This window comes from Lentzea sp. NPDC102401 (genome assembly GCF_044765805.1).
Lineage (GTDB): Bacteria > Actinomycetota > Actinomycetes > Mycobacteriales > Pseudonocardiaceae > Lentzea > Lentzea sokolovensis.
The window spans coordinates 1-18,161 of sequence record NZ_JBIWKS010000025.1 but is presented as its reverse complement, the minus strand read 5'-3'; the positions used below and the strand labels follow the sequence as shown (position 1 = coordinate 18,161).

The 18,161-nt window shown below is 65.8% G+C and carries 20 protein-coding genes; 16 read left to right on the top strand and 4 right to left on the bottom strand.

Going from position 1 to position 18,161, the window contains the following annotated elements; all coding sequences use genetic code 11:
• Nucleotides 1-46 precede the first annotated feature (46 nt).
• Complete coding sequence (locus tag ACIRG5_RS47100) at nucleotides 47-472, top strand: hypothetical protein (protein WP_402917898.1); 426 nt, start codon at nucleotides 47-49, stop codon at nucleotides 470-472.
• A 169-nt stretch (nucleotides 473-641) separates the two neighbouring features.
• On the opposite strand, the gene ACIRG5_RS47095 is transcribed toward ACIRG5_RS47100, so the two are convergent.
• From ACIRG5_RS47095 to ACIRG5_RS47085, 3 genes are all read right to left on the bottom strand, one after another.
• Nucleotides 642-1,034, bottom strand: coding sequence for a hypothetical protein (locus tag ACIRG5_RS47095; protein ID WP_402917896.1), 393 nt, complete (start codon nucleotides 1,032-1,034; stop codon nucleotides 642-644).
• 255 nt (nucleotides 1,035-1,289) lie between these two features.
• Nucleotides 1,290-2,192: a phosphotransferase enzyme family protein gene (locus ACIRG5_RS47090; RefSeq protein ID WP_402917893.1), complete on the bottom strand. Its 903-nt coding sequence runs from the start codon at nucleotides 2,190-2,192 to the stop codon at nucleotides 1,290-1,292.
• The gene (locus tag ACIRG5_RS47085) at nucleotides 2,189-3,625 is read right to left on the bottom strand and encodes a helix-turn-helix domain-containing protein (protein ID WP_402917890.1); all 1,437 of its coding nucleotides are present in this window, start codon (nucleotides 3,623-3,625) and stop codon (nucleotides 2,189-2,191) included. The genes ACIRG5_RS47090 and ACIRG5_RS47085 overlap by 4 nt, the downstream gene beginning before the upstream one ends.
• 442 nt (nucleotides 3,626-4,067) lie before the next feature.
• On the opposite strand from ACIRG5_RS47085, the gene ACIRG5_RS47080 reads away from it, so the two are divergent.
• From ACIRG5_RS47080 to ACIRG5_RS47030, 11 genes are all read left to right on the top strand, one after another.
• Nucleotides 4,068-4,313 carry a helix-turn-helix domain-containing protein gene (locus tag ACIRG5_RS47080; RefSeq protein ID WP_402917887.1) on the top strand — a complete coding sequence of 82 codons (246 nt, stop codon included), beginning with the start codon at nucleotides 4,068-4,070 and terminating at the stop codon, nucleotides 4,311-4,313.
• 208 nt (nucleotides 4,314-4,521) lie between these two features.
• Nucleotides 4,522-5,259, top strand: coding sequence for a hypothetical protein (locus ACIRG5_RS47075; protein ID WP_402917884.1), 738 nt, complete (start codon nucleotides 4,522-4,524; stop codon nucleotides 5,257-5,259).
• A 49-nt stretch (nucleotides 5,260-5,308) separates the two neighbouring features.
• The gene (locus tag ACIRG5_RS47070; RefSeq protein ID WP_402917881.1) at nucleotides 5,309-6,949 is read left to right on the top strand and encodes an APC family permease; all 1,641 of its coding nucleotides are present in this window, start codon (nucleotides 5,309-5,311) and stop codon (nucleotides 6,947-6,949) included.
• Nucleotides 6,946-7,617, top strand: coding sequence for a GNAT family N-acetyltransferase (locus ACIRG5_RS47065; RefSeq protein ID WP_402917878.1), 672 nt, complete (start codon nucleotides 6,946-6,948; stop codon nucleotides 7,615-7,617). Before ACIRG5_RS47070 ends, ACIRG5_RS47065 begins: the two co-directional genes overlap by 4 nt.
• Before the next feature lie 187 nt (nucleotides 7,618-7,804).
• On the top strand, nucleotides 7,805-8,215 hold the full coding sequence (locus tag ACIRG5_RS47060) for a hypothetical protein (protein ID WP_402917875.1): 411 nt from the start codon (nucleotides 7,805-7,807) through the stop codon (nucleotides 8,213-8,215).
• On the top strand, nucleotides 8,209-8,844 hold the full coding sequence (locus ACIRG5_RS47055; protein ID WP_402917872.1) for a DUF3558 domain-containing protein: 636 nt from the start codon (nucleotides 8,209-8,211) through the stop codon (nucleotides 8,842-8,844). Before ACIRG5_RS47060 ends, ACIRG5_RS47055 begins: the two co-directional genes overlap by 7 nt.
• Nucleotides 8,845-9,312: 468 nt before the next feature.
• Nucleotides 9,313-10,614, top strand: a complete 1,302-nt coding sequence (locus ACIRG5_RS47050; protein WP_402917868.1) for a hypothetical protein — start codon at nucleotides 9,313-9,315, stop codon at nucleotides 10,612-10,614.
• Nucleotides 10,611-10,874: a hypothetical protein gene (locus ACIRG5_RS47045; protein ID WP_402917865.1), complete on the top strand. Its 264-nt coding sequence runs from the start codon at nucleotides 10,611-10,613 to the stop codon at nucleotides 10,872-10,874. Before ACIRG5_RS47050 ends, ACIRG5_RS47045 begins: the two co-directional genes overlap by 4 nt.
• A 33-nt stretch (nucleotides 10,875-10,907) precedes the next feature.
• Nucleotides 10,908-11,405 (top strand): hypothetical protein, encoded by a 498-nt coding sequence (locus ACIRG5_RS47040; RefSeq protein WP_402917862.1) that lies wholly within the window; start codon nucleotides 10,908-10,910, stop codon nucleotides 11,403-11,405.
• Between the two features lie 73 nt (nucleotides 11,406-11,478).
• Nucleotides 11,479-12,108 (top strand): transcriptional regulator, encoded by a 630-nt coding sequence (locus ACIRG5_RS47035; protein ID WP_402917860.1) that lies wholly within the window; start codon nucleotides 11,479-11,481, stop codon nucleotides 12,106-12,108.
• Entirely contained in the window at nucleotides 12,105-12,770 is a 666-nt protein-coding gene (locus ACIRG5_RS47030; protein ID WP_402917857.1) for a Crp/Fnr family transcriptional regulator, read from the top strand. The genes ACIRG5_RS47035 and ACIRG5_RS47030 overlap by 4 nt, the downstream gene beginning before the upstream one ends.
• Before the next feature lie 39 nt (nucleotides 12,771-12,809).
• Here the strand turns inward: ACIRG5_RS47030 and ACIRG5_RS47025 are convergent, their stop codons facing one another.
• Nucleotides 12,810-14,453 (bottom strand): helix-turn-helix domain-containing protein, encoded by a 1,644-nt coding sequence (locus ACIRG5_RS47025; protein WP_402917856.1) that lies wholly within the window; start codon nucleotides 14,451-14,453, stop codon nucleotides 12,810-12,812.
• Nucleotides 14,454-14,678: 225 nt separating this feature from the next.
• Here ACIRG5_RS47025 and ACIRG5_RS47020 point away from each other — a divergent pair, with 225 nt between their 5' ends.
• The 4 genes from ACIRG5_RS47020 to ACIRG5_RS47005 all read left to right on the top strand — a co-directional run bounded on the left by ACIRG5_RS47020 (nucleotide 14,679) and on the right by ACIRG5_RS47005 (nucleotide 17,646).
• Nucleotides 14,679-15,344 carry an RNA polymerase-binding protein RbpA gene (locus ACIRG5_RS47020; protein WP_402917853.1) on the top strand — a complete coding sequence of 222 codons (666 nt, stop codon included), beginning with the start codon at nucleotides 14,679-14,681 and terminating at the stop codon, nucleotides 15,342-15,344.
• 247 nt (nucleotides 15,345-15,591) lie between these two features.
• Complete coding sequence (locus ACIRG5_RS47015; protein ID WP_402917997.1) at nucleotides 15,592-16,317, top strand: GPP34 family phosphoprotein; 726 nt, start codon at nucleotides 15,592-15,594, stop codon at nucleotides 16,315-16,317.
• 136 nt (nucleotides 16,318-16,453) lie between these two features.
• Nucleotides 16,454-17,062 carry a hypothetical protein gene (locus tag ACIRG5_RS47010; protein ID WP_402917851.1) on the top strand — a complete coding sequence of 203 codons (609 nt, stop codon included), beginning with the start codon at nucleotides 16,454-16,456 and terminating at the stop codon, nucleotides 17,060-17,062.
• Nucleotides 17,059-17,646 carry a hypothetical protein gene (locus ACIRG5_RS47005; protein WP_402917848.1) on the top strand — a complete coding sequence of 196 codons (588 nt, stop codon included), beginning with the start codon at nucleotides 17,059-17,061 and terminating at the stop codon, nucleotides 17,644-17,646. Before ACIRG5_RS47010 ends, ACIRG5_RS47005 begins: the two co-directional genes overlap by 4 nt.
• The last annotated feature ends 515 nt before the right edge of the window (nucleotides 17,647-18,161 follow it).

Below are 18,161 nucleotides of genomic sequence, written 5' to 3'. Positions count from 1 at the left end.
ACGGCACGATCGCGAGGACCATGCAGCCATCTTCTAGCGTCGACTCTTGTTTTTTGATCCGATCCCGACCGATGTTTTTGCCGCCTGGGGCCAATGGGCGGGAGGTCTCGGAAGTATCGCCGCCGTCGTCGTCGCTTTGTGGATTGTGAGGCGGGAATCCATCAGAACGCACCGGACCGAGGAAGCGCAGAGGATCGGCCGGGCGCATGCAATCACTGCGGCATACAAGACCTGCCCAATCGATGACCCCGGCCAAACCTTCAGGTACGGCATTCAGGTTGCGAACCACGGCTCATTGCCCGTCATTGATGTCCGAGTGATCAAAATTGCAATCGTTGAGACTATTTACTCGACGGCGGATGCACTCCAGATGAGGCGATCCTGGAACGTAGACCTGCGCGGGGCTTTACCTGTTCATGTCTCTGATGTTTTAGCGGCTGACGAAGGCGCCTTTTGCGAGTTCCTGAGATAGGCAAACAACTCGAGAAGATATCGCCTAAACACTTCACCGTGCATGCGTACTTTGACTTCGTTGATTCCGAAGGCTTCCGATGGAGTCGGCGCGGAAAGGTGGCGCCAAAATTGGCCTCTTCCGCAAATTGTGCTGATTACTGGATAATGGAGGATTGGCCGGACCGGAACTAGCGACCGCGTTTGTTGCCCCAGGCCAGCACGTGCAGCCGGGTGGTGACGTTGAAGCCGCGGTTGATGGCGTCGTCCGCAATGGCCTGCATGTGCCGGGTGACGCGTAGGCGTCCGTGCCTGCGGGCATCATCCACACCGTGCGCGGTTGGATGCCCGAATTCGTCCACGACGGGCGTGCTTCGCGCAACGTCGTCCGTTGTCGCGCACACGAACTTGAAGCAGGCTTTGCCACCACTCTGGATGAACGCCTCAAGCGGCCTGCGCCGAAGTCGGTGCGGCGCGTCAATTCCGGAGTTGGAGACCTTCGGCGGCACCCTGAACAGCCCAGTACCGCGCAGGGTGTCAAGGTTCGACGGCAGGGTGCCATTGGTCTCGATCTCGACCTGCACGCCGCAGGCATGCAATTCGCGAAGCAGGCGACGCCAGCCCGTTGTGCCAGCTACAGAAGGGGTTCGCCGCCAGTGATGACGACACCTGCCGGCTTCGCGCCGAGCTTCCGCTCACGGCGTCTCGATGACCGCGCGGCCTCAGCTGCAACCGGCGTAGGATTCGATCGCTGTGTCCCATGGCCAGAGGCAGTATTTCGTCGGCCGGTCGAGGCAATTCCTTCGCAGTTGTAGGGCCTGGGCTGCCTGGCACCGCAGTTAAGAGACTGCGGTCCAGCGAGCTGTACGGTCATCGTTGCGGAGCGACGCTACACGGAACGTAAGTTGGGCGGCGGCGGCGGGAACGCTTGTGGCGAGCCTGAGGTAGGACGCCAGCGAGTGCATCTCGATGATGTCGCGCACCACGACCCATCCCGGCCAGCTCAGCATGTCGTAGCCGTAGGCGGTGAGCAGAGCCTGTCGTTCCGCCGCATTCTGGTGGAAGTGGTCGGGCAGAGCGCTCACGAGGTCGAACTCGCGGGGCCCCAGGCAAACCTGGTCGAAGTCGATCAGCTTCCAGCCGTCGCTGTCGACGATGTTCTCATCGTGCACGTCGCAGTGCACCAGGCCGATGCCCAGCGGCCAGTCCATGTGGCTATAGGTCTGCACCAGGTGCTCGGCCCTGTTCTGGAGCCAGGTCCTGTCCTGTTCGGACAGAATAGGCTTGGGGCGGTCGCGGTCGTCGTGCAGCGCTTCTCGCAGCCGAACAAGAGGACGGTGCGGGGGCACGGAAAACGGCGGGACCGGAGTGTTGTGCAGGCGGCGGATCAGGCCCGCGATCTCCTGCTGCGCCGGGACATCGTGGGTGGGACGGTAAGGCCAGAACGTGGCGATCGCGCCCGCGGCCTCGATCGGCTGGTCGCCTCCGGCGGGTGGGAGCGCGATCGTGGGGTCCTGCTCGGCGAGCCATCGCGTCACCTCGATCACGGTGCGCGCTCGCTGTCGACGCAGGTCGGTGGCCGGCGCCATGCGTACTACGAGGTTCTCGTTCGGGAGCAGGTAGACCGCGTTGGATCGGGCGTGTAGCAGTGTCGCGCCAGCGCTGTCAGCCCCGTACTCGGCGCACAGGACGCGGAGCTGGTCGGGGCCGGGCAGCGCGGCGTCGGGTCCGGTGGCGCTCACGCGGCCGTCGCCGTGGCGATGCGCGCGCACAGGTCCGCAACGTCCGGGTGGTGCGCGACTGGCAGCGCGGCGGCGGCGAGGCGGTCCAGGCGCGCGAGCGGCCGCTGGGAGGACAGTGCGGTGATAGCCGTGATCGCCTGTTGGCCTGTTGTCACGGCTGCCGGGATGTCGCCAACGCGAAGCAGACAGCTCGCCAGGCCTGGAAGATTGACCGCGGCCGAGCGGGCGTAGTCGCCGCCGTAGCCGTCGATGGCCGACCGCAGGTGACCGATCGCGTCGGCCGCGGCGGTCTCGGCCGCGGCCTGGTCTGTGCCGGCGACGGCTTCGGACAGAAGGAAGAGTGCGTGCCCGTGTTGGGCGGAGATCTCGGCGGGCCCGACGTGTGTGGCCCAGGGCGCTGCTGTGGTGAGGTCGGCGTCGGCGTAGCGCTGGTGGGCCGTGTCCAGTGCGCGGCGGGTGGGGTCGATCTTTCCTTGGGCGGCGAGGCACCACGCTCGATGGATGTCGAGGTAGGAGCGGGTGCTGACGCTGACGGGATGGCTGTGGCCGGCCACCACGGCGGTGGCGAGCTCGGTGAGCTTGAGGCCTTGGCGTTGGTCGCGCAGGTGCAGGGACTGGTGGGCCATGTCGAGCAGGACGTCGACCATGAGGTCGGCGCTGCTCTCGACGACATCAGCGTGACGGGCTTCGTCGAGCGCGAGCAGCCAGTGCACCTGGGCGTCGTGGTGTGCGCCCATGTCGTAGCTCATCCAGGCAGCGACCATCGAAGCCTCGGCGATCGCCAGATGCAGGTCGGCACGCACGTCGTCGGTGCAGGCGGCGTTCTTGAGCAGGCGGGCGAAACGCACGTGCGCCCGCGCGTCCGCGCGCATGATGCCGCCGCCCTGCCGGTTGTCCCACTGGCGGTAGATGGTGGTCATGTCGCGCAGTGCCGTCACGTCGGTCGTGCCGATGCGCTCAGGTGTGCGCGGATCGTCGTGGCGAGGACGTGGTCGCCGCAGATGCGCCATCTCCGGAACACTGATGCCCATGGCGGCCGCAGCGGCGAGTTGGATGAAGTTCTTGCGGTTCAGCCAGGTGGCTTCCCGCTCGACCGGACTGCTCAGACCAGGCGCGGTGTCGAATCCCAGCAGCGAAGCGGGGATGCGCAGCACGTTAGCGATCCGGACAACCGTGGCCAGGTTCTCCAGCGTCCTGGCGTTGCTCTCGATCTTGGACACCCAGGGCTGATCCAAGCCCGTCACATCGGCGAAACTCTGCTGAGACAGATCTAGGACAGCGCGAAGCGCCTTGAATACGGTGCCGAAGTCATGCTGGGCGAGGGCGTGGCGCAGTTCCGGGCGTTCGTAGAAACCGCCGGGCACCATCAAGCCCTCGAACGCCGGTCCTGGTCGCCCCGTCATGGCCTCATCCCCGCATCTGCCGATCGACATCGCAGCGTAGCGGCATCCGACCTGGCGGTGTGACGACCCTCGCCGTCGACCGCTCGTACCAGATTCGGCCGCATTGCGGAATGTCCAGTCGACATATGTCGACTGGACATTCCGCAACACGATCATTCCGAGCATGGTTCTCGCTCATGACGCAGGCGCTCATCTCGCCCCAAACGCATGCTGGAAAACGGGATACAGACGCCTGTCGTTCAGCCTCGTTGCGCACCGCTGACGCATCGCGCCGGCCAGCGCGACGAGCACCTCCCGATGCCACCGGACACCTCGATCCGGCGTGCCGTTGGCGAGCGCACGGTGGCCACCGCCGTCATGCCGGTTCACAGCGCCCGCACGGCTCGGTGGCGGTGCGTCGCGGTCCAGCCGGCGACTGGCAGACACCCGCACTTCAAGTGATTACCGAAGTACGTGAGGAGCACTGACCGAGATGGTCAACCAGGTTCTGAAAAAAGGGAAACAGATCCGAGGTTCTGACCGCACGAAGCTGCGCAAGGACCTGCAGGCGAAGTACGAGAAGGGCGCCAGCGTCCGTGCCCTGGCCGAGAACATCGGTCGCTCGTACGGCTTCGTGTACAAGCTTTTGACGGAGACGAACGTGAGGCTGCGTCCGCGTGGCGGAGATCGTCGATTGACGACGGCGGGCGTCCCGCAGCGGCAACAAGGAACACGGTGAACCGCTTCTCTCGAACCCTGAGCGTCGGGCGCTGATCCGCGGCCTGGTCACAACGCAGCTGCCGTCGTGCAGCTCGGGCTGGACAGGCACAGCACGGGCGGCGCGCCTAATCCATCCGACAGGCCAGGGCGGCCCGCGCACATCCCCGCCCCGATGCGGGACGTAGTGAAGAAACCCTTGTGCTTCGCAGGAAGGAGGGCAACCCGTCGTGCGCGACCAATACCCCGCAATGCTGATCGCCTCGCACCTCTGGTGCTGCACCTTCCAAGAACTGCACGAGACTCGACAGAACTGCGCCCCCGTGATCGCTCAGGTGGTGACAGCGGCGGGACTGTTCTTCGAACAACTGATGCTGGGCAGCATTGACATCGTCGAAGGCCGTGTCGAGGTCCTAGATCCCCTGCTCCCGTTGCGACTGCCCCGTCATCGGCACGCCACCGATTCCGAACTGGAATGGCGGCGTCAGGTTCGGCTCGGCCGCGAAGACGAGTTGTTCCTGGAACGCCGGTCGTACATCCAGCAATCCAGGCTCGTGCATCTGCGCCAGTGGTTGCCGGTGTTCACCACCGACAGCTGCGACAAAGTCGAACAGCGACTGCTCAAAGCGGACAAGGCCCGGTATTTGCGGTCGGGACTGCTGCGTCAGCAAGTCGTTGTTCCCGCATCTGATTGGCGTCTCGCTCCCGCCAGAGCCCTGGCCTCCGTGCTGAAGCAGACCCGCACACCAGGTCAGCCCGGCGCCGCGGTGATCCAACAGTGGCACGTGGCGATGCTGGCGCTGCTCAAGATCACCCGAATCTCCGAGGACGTCTTCGACGACCTTGATCCAGCTGCCCTGGCGCGAATGGAGCACATCGTGAAGGGCGGCCTCGCCAGCTGGCCTGCTGCGCGCCAGCTCATCGCCGAGACGACCGCCTTCATGAAGGCCAACGCCTTCGCCCACTAGCCAGCGCACCTATCCCTGTTCCCCTATCCCCGTACCGGAGCCGCACCAAATGTCCACCATGTCCAACACGCCACCGGGCGCGAGAGCACCCGAGCCCAAGGTCGACGAGGCCGCAGAGCTCGCCGAGAAGAACCAGTTGTCCGCTCGCCGGATCGCGGGGTTCCTGCTTGCCTCCGTGACGCTGTTGACTGTCGTGACCGGTGTCATCACGAACGGCTTCACGGCTGCCAGGATCACCGCGATTCCCGGCGCGCTCGTGATCGTGTTCGCGATGCTGCTGGCGTTCCTGCCGTCGTTCTTCGCGATGGGCCGCATGATCCGCGGTACCAACAAGGCGTTCTACGCCTACTGCGCCGTCGGGCTGGGCCGCCCGGCGGGCGTCGGGGTGTCGTTCATCGCCCTCGGCGCGTACGCGGCACTGCAGGTCGGCCTGTACGGGGTGTTCGGCGACGTCGCGCTCACGACACTGCAGCCGTGGCTCCCGCCGACGGTGCTCGGTGCGACGCCGAGCCCGTGGTGGTTCGCCCTGGGCGCGTGGGTGGTCACCGCCGTGCTCGGCAGAAGCCGACTCAAGCAGAACAGCACGCTGCTGCTCATCGTGGTCGCCGCGGAGCTGGTGTGGATCCTGCCCTTTACGGTGATGAACTTCGCGCACCCGGCACAAGGGTCCAGCATCATCTCCACTGTCGATGACGCGTTCATCCCCATCTCGGTGGCAACCACGAGCATCGCCGTGCTGATCTGCTGGCTGGCCATCATCGGCATCGAGAACCCGCCGCTGTATCTGTCGAAAGCCCGCGAGCCCCAGCACCGCACCGCCAGCCGCGCGGCGTACGGCTCCATCGTGGTCATGGCGGTGATCTACATCAGTGCCTCCTGGTCGATGATCGTCACCGCCGGACCGAGCGCAATCATCGGCGCGTCGGCCGTGGGCCCGGACATGGTGTGGGCAATGGCCGATCACAACGTCGGACCATGGTTCGGCCTACTCGGCAGGATCCTCTTCCTCGCCAACGTGCCCGCCGCAGCGGTCGCTTTCCACACGATCGTCACCATGTACGCCCAGAACCTCGGCAGCGAAGGCATCCTGTGGTCGTGGGTGGGCAAGCTGTCGCACCGGACCCTCTCGCCCCGCAACGCCTCCGCCGTAATGAGCGCGATCGCGTTGGCCGTCATCGTGCTGGCGTGGGTGCTGGGCTGGCAACCGACCGCGGGATTGTTCATCATCGGCGGCACGATCGGTGCCGTCGGTGTGGTGATGATGCTGTTCCTGACGAGCCTGTCAATCCTGGGCCACTTCCGCCGCAACCGCGACGTGTACCCAGCAGCACAGGACAACGACGCCCAGCAGGCAGAGGTCGGCCAGGCCGCGCGAGCCGGAGAAGCCGCCGCTGGTGACCACGACCGCCGGCGCCACTCGCTGCGCATCCGAGTAGTGGCGCCGGCCATCTCCGCGGTCGCCACGTTTGTGGTGCTGTGCCTGGCGGTCGCGAACTTCGGGTTGCTGATCGGCGACCCCGAGTCGAACCTCGGCTGGGTCGTAGCCGGCATCTACCTGCTGTTCCTGCTCGTCGGCGTTGGCTACGCCCTGTGGCTGCGCCGCAACGCACCCATCAGATACCACAAGATCGCCGGAGACGACACCTGCGCGGACGACGAGACCGGCGCCGAGGACGTGGCCGTCGCATGATGACGCTGACCGAGTCCAACATCACGCTTGTCGACGCGGCCGCCGACAAGACCTACCCGCTCAGCAGGCTCGAACAGGCCGGGATCACCGTCAACGACGTCGCAGGGCTGCTGGCTACCGCGTTCTTCGATACGCCGCAGGCGGAGTGGCTTGTCCCCAGCGCGGCCGAACGATTCGGCCCGCTGCAAAATCACTTCGCTCTCGGTGTGAAGTACGCGCTGTTGCACGGCCACATCGACCTCAGGTCCGACATGCGGGCTGTCGCGGTGTGGGTCCACGCTTCCGATGGGTACCTGCCTGCCCCGGAACCGGACTACGACGAGCTGTTGAAGCAGGGAACCGGCCCGCACTACGAGCGGTTCGAGACATTCGACAGCACGATGGCGGCCTACCATCCTGACGGCGTTGGCCGCCAGTATCTGGAGTGCGTCGGCGTACTCCCCGACTTCCAGGGATACGGCTACGGCACTGCGCTGCTGGACCTGAATCACCGACGTCTGGACGAGATGGGCATGCCGGCATTCCTCGAAGCCGCGACCACTCGCAACGTCGCCCACTACCAGCGCCACGGCTACAACTCCTGCGGCACGTACAACCTGCCGTTGAACGGCCCGGCCATGCACCGCATGTGGCGCGAACCCCGACGAGTGTCAGACCTGGCCACGTAGAACAGCGGCCCCCGCGGGCGCTGCGCACGACACCGCTGCAGGGGCGGTGTCACCTCGCACGCCAGCGCACCGCGGGCAGCTGGGGGTGGCGGTGGCGCAGAGCCGAAGAGGTTCCCGTCCTCAAGGCGGCCTGCGCCACCGTCTACACAACACACACCGCACCTACCGTGTTTGGACTCCGCATCCCATGACACACAACACTTGTTCACCCCGCACCGCGCCGCGCCGCGCGCGGTGGCAGCGCCACTGGTCAAGGACCACTGAAGTCCTGCGCGAGTCTCCCTCCCCGCACTACCGGCAGCACCACCCGGCGGCGGTGATCGCCTACTGGCGCTGGTTCGACGCCACCGCCCCGGCCACCGCCGGAGCGCCGCGCACCAAGGCCAACGAGCAGCTCAGCGACCCGCTCACGGACGTCGCGCCCGCCATGGCTGTCCTGGGCTCTGCGGTCGACAACGGGCGGGTCTATGACGACGAGCGGGCCTGCGCGCGCGAGTACTTCGCGGAGACCACCGCGAGTGAGCTCGCCGAAGGCATCCTCGTCGGCGTGGTCGCACTCCCACATCCCGCGCCCGACGGAGTTCGATCACTATGCTGACCAGGTTCTCCGTCTGTTCCCTCGCAGCGGGGGCACTGCTGTTGGCCGGCTGCCACAACAAGGATGGCTCCTTTTCCCAGGCCGTGCCGCACTCGCCCGCCACGTCGCCGCCGAGCTCGCAGGTGAGCGCTGCCGAGACCGTCTCGGCTCCTGCGCCCGGAGTGTCGCTGAGGCCCCGTGAGATCCGGTTCGACGAGAACACCTCGGCCTGTGACCTCTTGCTGCCCCGCCAGGTCGAGCGCCTCGGCGGGGACAAACGCAATCCGACTTTCCATACCGATCCCGTGTGGCGCAGTCCGGCTTGCTCCTTCGGCGGTCCGACGCGCATCTGGTCAGTCATCACGGTGACCGAATCCGGTGTCAAGTTCCTTCTCGATGCGCAGGAGTTGCACCGTCAGCTGAAGGGCGAACTGCAGGTCGAGAACGCCGCCCCGATCGCCATGGCGTTCCCGGCCCACACCGCGGTCGACCCCGCCCGCCGGGCCCTGTCCTGCTACCTGGCTGTCGACACCGCCAACGAGCAGATGCTGATGATCGGCATTGAACTCAGGCCGCCGACGAAAACGCGGGATCCGTGTACCGAGGCACGGGCGATCGCCGAAGAGGTCATGCACACCCTGATCACCTGATCGTGGTCATCGCGCCGGGACGTCCGCACGGCCTGACCACTGGTCGAGGACTTCCCCGCTGAACAGTCGTGGGCCCGTCGTGGGCCCGTCATGAGCTCGGCTACGGCGACTGTGTCGGAGCGGAACCGAGCCTGGAGCCTCCGAGATGCCGCATGCGGCGCGGCACCTCGGAGGCTCCGGCTCACACGCCACGCAGGACCGACATGCCGCACAGCGATAACCGCATCACGCTTCAGGAGTTTCACCCGTGATCACCCTGACATCGGCACGCCTCACCCTTCCGCGGATGAGGCACTTGGCTGCCGCCAGATACGACCATGAGCGCACGTTGTCAGCGACGGGAACGGGGCACGCGTGACCGCGCAGCCGCTCCCGGTATCCGCCAGACCAGTCTGTGCTTACACGGTGTTGACCGGCCCGATTCCTCAGGGACTGCCGCCTGGGACGACGTTCACGCACCACCAGGTGATGATCACGCCTGCGCTCGCGGCGAAGATCCTCGACCTTCGCGCACCTGAGGTTCGGCGCGCGCCCCGGTCGCTCGTGCAGGAGATGGGCCGGGAACTCCGAGATCAGGGGCTCATCACGCCCGTGGAGATTCACATCGCCACGACAGGTGAAACCGTTGCGGGCCATGACTTCCTCGATGCCCTCATGCGGGCCGAGGTATGGGCGCGGGCAGACGTGGTGCACAACGTGAAGCTGCCCAGCTACATCGCCCGCAAGCGGTACAGAGGCACCACGAGGATGACCGAGCAGCGCGCCAAGCTCTTGCGCGAACTGCTGCGCGCACCCGACGAACGCAGGCACCTGAACGACATGGCGGCGACCGCCGGACTTTATGACGGCTCGGCGTTCTACATGATGCGAGCGTTCGAATCCCAGGGGTGGGTATCGAGTGAGCGCGATGGCCGCTACCGGTGGTACCGAGTCACGACAGACAGCATCGATGCCATCCGTGCGGCGCTGGAACTACCACCAAGTGGACCCGCACCAGGTCCCCCTGCAAGCAAACCGCCCAAGTCATACCCGCTAGCGGTCCCGACCGTGATCACACAACCTTCCCTCGAGCCCGCCCGGCCCGGCATCACCTTCGAACTGACATCCCCGCAATACGCGCTGCTGTCCGAGTTGCTGCTCGGCGAGCCGGGCGAACCCCGATTTGCCGACGATCTCCGCACCGCATCGGGCACTACGGACAGTGCTGCGCACTCGATGATCGATCGTCTCGTCGTCGCGCAGTGGGTACGTGAGTGGTACCGGGCTGAAAGCGTTGACGCGCTTGCGAGAAGGTGGGCACACCGCTGTGTTCAGCTCACCGAAGCCGGGGCCGAGCAGGCACACATCGCGCTGCAGCAATACGAACCGCTGTCGATCGAGCCGATCGGCTCGGAAAACGCCGCTGACCCCGCACCTCGGCTAGGAGGCGTGCTCCTGTCGGTGCAGAAGCGACGCAACCTCAGCGGGGCGAGCATGGCGAAGCATGGGGGGCGCAGCCAGTCATGGTGGTCGAAGCTGACCTCGGGGCGCGTCCGCAGCGTCGACCTTGAGTCCTTGAGAAGGATCATTGATGCGGTCTCGCCGCCAGCGTGGCAGTCCTGGCGCATCATCGCGCTGGCAAGAGCACTCAATCAAGGCTCGCGAAGAGAGTCGGGGCAACACGTCATCTTGGTCGGCTCCCGCCTGGAGGCTGCGTGGGAGCGCGAGCTCTTCTGCCAGGCGAAACGAGTCCTGATCTCCAGCCCGGTAACCACGCAAAGGATGACATGAGCAGCATTGCTGAGGTCCGGGACCTCGTCCACGGTCACTTGGCCGAGATGGAGCGAACTGCGGGCCAAATTATGAGCCTGCGGGAGAATCTGGCCACCACGGCATACGAGATCCGTTCTGCCGTCGACCGCGCCACAGGCCACTCCAGTCACATTTCCGATACAGAAGCGCTGTTTGCGGCAGGGCTGGCGATTGACGCGGATTGCACGAAGCTGACCGGAGCAATTGAGCAGATGCGGACGACCGTGAATTCTTGGTGAGGCAATTCTCACGATTCGACGAGAGGAGCTGCTGTGCTTGACGCATTCATTCAGGCCATCATCGGCGCCATCACTGCCCTGAGCGGCGTTACGCTCACCTTCTGGATGCATCGACGTGCCGCCAGGCGAAATCAAATCTTCAACCTCGTGGTCACGATGATGACTGCCCTTGATGCCCACCGATTCGCCATGTGGGTTTTAAGGGAGGATCAGCACATATCGGGTCACCCCGACAGGGCATACCTTGCCCGCACAGAGGAAACGCGCAATGCGGTTACCGGGCCGCGACTGAGTTTGAAGCTCGTCGATCCTGGTCTTGGTAAGACCGCTGACGCCGCTGTCGCAGTTGTCTACGCGATGCACGACAGCCTGGATCTCGATGACCTTAAAGATAAGCGGCTTGCCGCGCGCGATGCTGCTCGCGAGTTCGAGCGGCACGCCCTGTTCTTTCTCTCGTCCGCAGGAATCGGCGTCTCCGGCCCGGATCACGGCCGTGATCCCGCATCGCGCAATTCGGTGCCGGCCAGGTGATTAACCCCATTCTGCTTGCGCATTGCCGCACTACTGCGGCGATCTGACTACCGAACACAACATCGACACTTGAATGGGACAACACGAATCAATGGCCCGTCCCGCGGAGGTCCAGAGCATCCTCAATGAGCTCGGCCCTCTCATCCACGAACAACGCCTGAACGCCAGGGTTAGCGGGCCGGTGGCAGCGTTCCGCGCGGGCTTCAGCCAGTCGAAGCTCTCCAAGATCGAACACGGCAAGCTGTGGCCCGAAGAAGAGGATGTGCGCCGGCTGGTCAGCGTGGCACGCATGGCCCCAGAGACGACCGAGCGCGTGGATGAGCTGCTGCGACGACTGCGCACGTTCAGCGCATTCAAGCCGAAGCGGAAGCCTCGGATCCCTCTCGAGCAGCGTGATCTCGACGCTCGACGCGACCTCGACGAACTCGGCCGACTCGTCCGCCAGCACCGCGAGAACGCCAACCTCAGCAGGGCCGCAACAGCATCCCGCGCCGGCCTCAGCGAGACGCAGTTGGTCGACGTCGAGCAGAGCACTGTGCCGCTCAGCGACGAGGGCATGTGCCGTCTGGCCGAGGTGCTCCGCATGACCCCGCACACGACCGTGCACGCTCTCACGCTGGTGCGTCGGCTGACAGAAGCTCGTGACCGTCTACGCGCTGAGGGACGGCGCACCCGGCGAGCTCCACGGCGGCGACCGGGGTGAGTGACCCGGACCTCACCGACCTCGCCGTCCGTTGCGGAGAGGAGGTCACCTACCGCCAGCGCCATGTCATCTTCACGCGTGGCAGCTGGGGAGACCGCCTCTACATCATCAGGTCCGGCAAGGTGAAGATCACTGTCAGCGCGTCGGAGACCGTCCAGGAAGGTGCCCGGCGCAGTGATATGGAGAAGCTGTTAGCCCTGCACGGCCCCTCTGACGTGTTCGGCGAAGCCGAGGTCTTCGCTCCAGGACCGCGGGCATCGACCGCGACTGCCGTGACCGGCGTGCGCGTCGTCAGCATCGACCGCGACGCGCTGCTCGGGCGAATCCGCGTCACGCCCGCACTCGCCGAGTCGATGCTCGGCATGCTGGCTCGCCAGGTCCGCCGAGCCGACGCCGAATGCACCGACCTGGTCCTCAACGACGTGCCCGGCCGTGCGGCCAAGGCGCTGCTGGAGCTCGCGACGCGATTCGGCTATCCGGAAGGCGGTGCACTGCGTGTTGTTCACGACCTGGCCCAGGAGGAGCTGGCTCACTACGTCGGTGCCACCCGTCAGGCGACCGGCGAAGCGCTGTCCAGCTTCGCCCGACGAGGCTGGCTGAGAGTGGACGGTAGAAGTGTGCTGATCCTCGATTCTGATCGGCTGCAGCGACGCGGCCGCTAGCCCTCATCCGGCGCTGACTCGGCCGTTGTCGTCACTAGGTCATGCGGCCGTGGTCGCGCTGTGAATTCGCCGGCGCAGGTCGACGACATCGGGCCGGTGCGTGAACGCCGCCGCGGTGTCCGAGAGGTTCTTGAGTCGGGCGTAGGCGCGCGTGGAGGAAAGGTTCGTGATGGCGGTGATCGCGTCGCTGCCGGTGGCGACGGCCGCGTCCAGGTCGCCGGCGAGGAAGTACGCGCTGGCGAGACCGGGCAGGTTGACCGCGCTTGATCGTGCGTAGTCGGGGCCGTAGCCGTCGACGGCCGTGCGCAGGTGTGCGATCGCTTGCTCAGCGAGATGCTGGTGGGCTCGTGTTTGCCGGAACTGGCTGAGTGCCAGCAGGAACAGGCCGTGGCCCTGCTGAGCGGCAATCTCGGCGGGCACGACGTGCGCTGCCCAGGGAGGTGCCGTGGTGGGGTCGATGTCGAGGTAGCTCTGCTGCGCCTGGTCCAGGGCGCGGCGGCAGGCGTCGGCCTGACCGAGCGTGCCGTGGCACCACGCCAGGTTCGTTTGCAGGTAGCCGCGGGTGTGGTCGCTGACCGGGTAGGCGTGCGTGTCGGCTTTGGCGAGCGCCGTCCGCACGAGGCTGTGCGCCTCTCTGGGTTCGTTCTGGTGCAGATATTGGTGTGCCATGTCGAGCAGCACGTCCACCTCGAGGTCAGCGCTACGTGGGTGCTCGGCCGTCTTCGCGTAGCTCAAGGCGATCAGCCACAGGTGGCGGGCGTCGCTGTGGTCCTCGACGTCGTAGCTCATCCAGCCCGCCGTCATCGCCAGCTCGGCGGTCGCCAGGTGCAGCTCGGCCTTCACCTGGCTCGTGCACGTGGCATGCCTCAAACGCTGCATGCAGCGCAGGTGCTCCTTGGCTGCAGCGCGGACCATCTCTCCGCCGACTTTGTAGTCCGTGTCGCGCAGGCATGCGGTGACGGCACGGTTGCCGTCGACGTAACCCATGTCGATCTGGTCGGGAACCTTCGGGTCGGTACGCCGAGGCTTCAACTCCGAAAGGTCTTTGAGCTCCGGGATACCGGACGCACCGAGCACCAAGCCCATCACCACACGGCCGAAATCCCTGCGGTCAAGCCAGCTCACCTCGCGTCCGCGCGCGCTCCGATCAGCGGTCTCGTCGAAGCCCAGCAGTGTCGGACGGATGCTGAGCACCGCGGCGATCCGGGCGATCGTGGCGATGTGGTGTATCGGCATGCCGCGCTCGATTCGCGACACCCTGCCCTGGTCCACGCCGAACAGATCGGCAAGGTGGTCCTGGGTCAGCCCGTAATCCAGGCGGACTTGGCGGAACACGACACCGAAGTCGTATGCAGCGAGCGCCGCCCGCAGTCGTGGCTGCTGGAAGTAGTTGGCGGGCACCAGAAGCCCATCACTTGTGCGAGCCGCCTGGGCACACACGTCGCAGACGCTTCTCGTGTCAACGCCGGGCAACGCGTTCGGGCACGTGCTGCAGCGTCGCCCAGTTCGGCCAGTCATGGCCCCCCTGTCTCTGTCGCGCGAGAGGAGCCAGCGTAGTGCTGCGGCGACCGACCTGAAGCCGGGGTCTCCGCTCGCTCTCGCCCTATCACGACGCGGAGCCCTGCGCCATGGCACCGATACATATGTACCCGTGCCATGGCGCACCAGGAGCAGGAAGGCCAAGGTCAAGGTCCATGGAGATGCTCCTCGTCCGGCCCCAACGCATTGGTGTCGGCCGGCCGTTGGCGATACCTTCCCGCTCCTTCTTGCCCCGTCCTACCGGTGCTGGTCGACGGATCGGCCTGGGTGGCGGGAATCCATCTCGCCACGCACTTGGGCTGCTGGCCTTGCGTTGTGAGCCGATGAACCGCATTCAGAACATCTCGCTGTTGCGAGGACGGGCTGGGCATGCCGACCGCGCTGACGACGAGAACGCCGCCGCGATGTGGCGCGCCGCAGATACTGCGGCGGGGTGGTGGTGCAGCTTCCGACCCTCCAGCGCATGAGCTGCACCGCCACATCATCAACTACGCACGGCTGTCTGGACTCGTTCATGCCCGCAAGAGCGGATCGGCCACCGACGTGTGCAGCAGACATCGAACTCACCGGGTCGCGCGCTCGACTCGTCCCCGCTTCAACGGCTGGATACCGAACCAGACAAGGAGAGTCGTGTTCACGCGCAGCGTAGTGGCTGGTCGGATGGCGTACAGCAAGGGACCGGCCCTGACCGAAGCCGACCGCGACGAACCGGTCGAAAAGCAAATCGCGTTGTACGCCTGTCCACGGGGCCACGAGTTCGACCGTTGGTTGGCTCCGGATGCCGACCCACCCGAGGAGTGGGAGTGCCCTCAGCACGGCCTGAGGTCACCGCAGCCTGGCCTGGTGCTGGGACCTCTCCCGGCATCGCGCATCGGTCCTCGGCCCGGCAACACCCACTGGGACCACGTGAAGGCCCGCCGCAGCATCCCCGAACTGAAAGAGCTTCTGGCTGAGGCACTCGCCAAGCGCGGCATGGACCGGTGCGACCCCCTCGCCGACGTGGTGACCACCACGCCGCACCGATCGAGTGCCTGACTCCGATCACACGCACCCACGCGATCTCGAACTCCAGGCACCTGCCCAGCCTGGGGGCGTTGCACTACGAACCATCCACACCACCCGGCACGTTAGACGAACGTGCGCTGCGAGGATTGCACAGCGGCATGCCAGCATTCAGCCCCCACATCCGTGGCACCCAGCCGTCACGCCAACGAGCAATGCTCCCTGCCCGTGAAAGCTCACGCCCAGCGTCCCCCGCTCTGGTCTTCGTGGCAGGTACGTGATGCCGCGGCCACCAGACGGGCAGACCCCACTCCGGCCAGGAAGGCGGTTTTACCTCTGCGCACACGACGCCAGAGGACGACCGCTGCTCCCCGCACCGGTCATTGGAATCGGCACGGCCAGCGCGATATTCGGTGATCTCATCCTCATCGGCTATCTGATCATCGTCGACGACCACTTCCAGCTGCTCCCGAGGGCGCGGGCGCTGCTGCAAGAGACGTCCTCGCGCGGACGCCCGACGGCCTACACCTCGCTGCTGCACGACCTGTTCCGCAATCCCAAGGTGACCGTACGAGGCTGGACCGCAGACCTCGCGCCCTACGCTCCACACTGGATTGCGCACCGGCTCGAAGCACACGGCCACGTCCGTGAGGTGAACCACCCGCGGTTGCTGCGTCGGACGCCACCCCGGTACGAACCTGTCGACCGGAACGCGCCGAACCACCTCGGCGACCGCCTGCTCCTGGCGTTGTCGGGGCGGAGTTCCTTGACGCTCCTGGACATGTTCGAGGCCGGATTGCTTCAAGCGACACAGCTGCACCGCAGCCGCCTCGCCAGTCTCCCGGATCTCGACGACGTGATCGACCACGAGCTCCGCAAGCTCGGCACATCCGAGCTGACCCCCCGCACACAGTCGCTGTGTGCGCTGCTCGTCCCCACACGCGCGCTTGCCACCGCAGCCACGCACTCACGCACACCCGCTGATACGAACAGGATTTACGTGTGATGAACCTCCGTGCCGCCGTCACGCTGCCGGTCGACGAACTTGAGGAACGAGTGCGAACGCGCCCCGCGCTACAGAGGTCAGTACTTCACCGCGCGCCCGTGTCGCTGTTCGCCCGTGAGGTCACTGGGGGTGTGGCGTGACTCTGATCCAGACCACGTTGTCCTGCCAGGGGATCACTCCCCTGCTGATGCACAACGTCCGCATGGTCGACCCGCTCGACCCGATCAAGAAGCAGCTCGACGAGAGGACGTCGCTGGTGGACAAAAGCGACGAGATCCACGAGGAAATCAGCCGTCTGGAGTTCATTGGCGGCATCTACTTCGCCGAGGGAGTGGGGCCGTACCTGCCGAGCTTGATGCTCAAGGCGGCCATCACCAAGGCCGGCGGCATGGTGCGCCTGGGCACCAAGGTCACGCGTGGCGTGTTGATCGAACAGCCGCAGATGCGCCTGGAGTACGAGGGTCCGCGTGATCTGCTGGAGTTGTTCGCGGACAAGCGCTTCGTTCATCGTGCAGCGGCAAAGACCGGCGGTCGTGGTGGCGGCCGGGTGATGCGTACGCGGCCGGTGTTCACCGAGTGGTCGGTGACGGCGTCGATCATTCTCGACACCGCACAGCTCGGGTACGACCAGCTGATCAAGCTCACCGAGGAAGCCGGGCGGTACCACGGAGTCGGTGACTGGCGGCCTGAGCACGGCCCGTTCACGGTGACGGCGACGGACCCGGTTGAGGTGATGGCGGATTGACCGCTGAGGAACCCGAGCGGCAAGCGCCCACGCCCACCGGCCGGGGAGCCTGGCGCACGCTGGAGGCAGCGCTGCTGGCGCTGGAGCCTGGCGAGATCCTCACTTACGAGGAGATGGCCGCCCTGTACGGCGAGAGCGTCGACGACGCGCGGGCGATGGGCCGCATCTATGGGCGGCTGCGCACCGCCGCCCATCACGTCCTGGACTCGCATCAGCGGGTGTTCCGGATCGTGCGGGGCATGGGGTACCAGCGGGCCAAGGTCGAGGGCGTCATCGCTCAGGTGCAGCAGCACCAGTCGCGGGCACTGCGGGAGGTGCAGACGGCGTCGACGAAGATTTGCACCGTTGACCCGGAGAGCCTGGACGCGGCGCTGTCGTCGCTGGTGCGGGCGACGCGGGATTCGTTGGCCAGCCAGCTGTTCCTGATGCGCGGGCGTGACGTGAGGCGCAAGGACCTGGCGACCGTTCTGGCTGCGGCCACTGCGCCCGCATCAGTGCCGGGTATGCCGCGCGCCACGGTGACACCGCCCGTACCGCAGTCAGGGGCACGTGCTTTGATGGACAAGGACTTCCCTGCCGTGTGACGCGTGCGGGGACCGGGTTAGGTCCGGTTATGTATGGCAGTGTTCGGTTGGGCATGGTCGGGTTAGGTCGTGTTCCGTCCGGCTCGGCGTGGTGTATTTTGGTTGGGAAGCAACGCGAGGGCGCCTCCGGTTTCACCGGGGGCGCCTCCGTCGTTTCACCTTCAGGCCGGGTAGCGCAGGGTATTGTTGGGCAGGGTTTGGCAAGGCCTGGCTCGGTAGTCGTTCGGCCCGGTATGCTTGGGTTTGGGAAACATCGCGGGAGCGCGTCCGGTTTCACCGGGCGCGCTCTCCGTGTTTCCGGCGCCGTAGGGTTCGGCAGGACAGGGTTTGGTGCGGTCTGGCGTTGCAGGGTTGCGTTTGGTAGGCCTGGGTTTGGTGTGTCATGGCTTGGTCTAGCGGGCGGTGAGGAAATTCCCTCGCGAGCCTGTCAAGTTTTCTGTGTAAGTGATCGCAAATGGATGGTTAGTTGATGTGCTGGCTGATGCGGTCTGGGTAGTGCAGGACCAGGGCGCCGA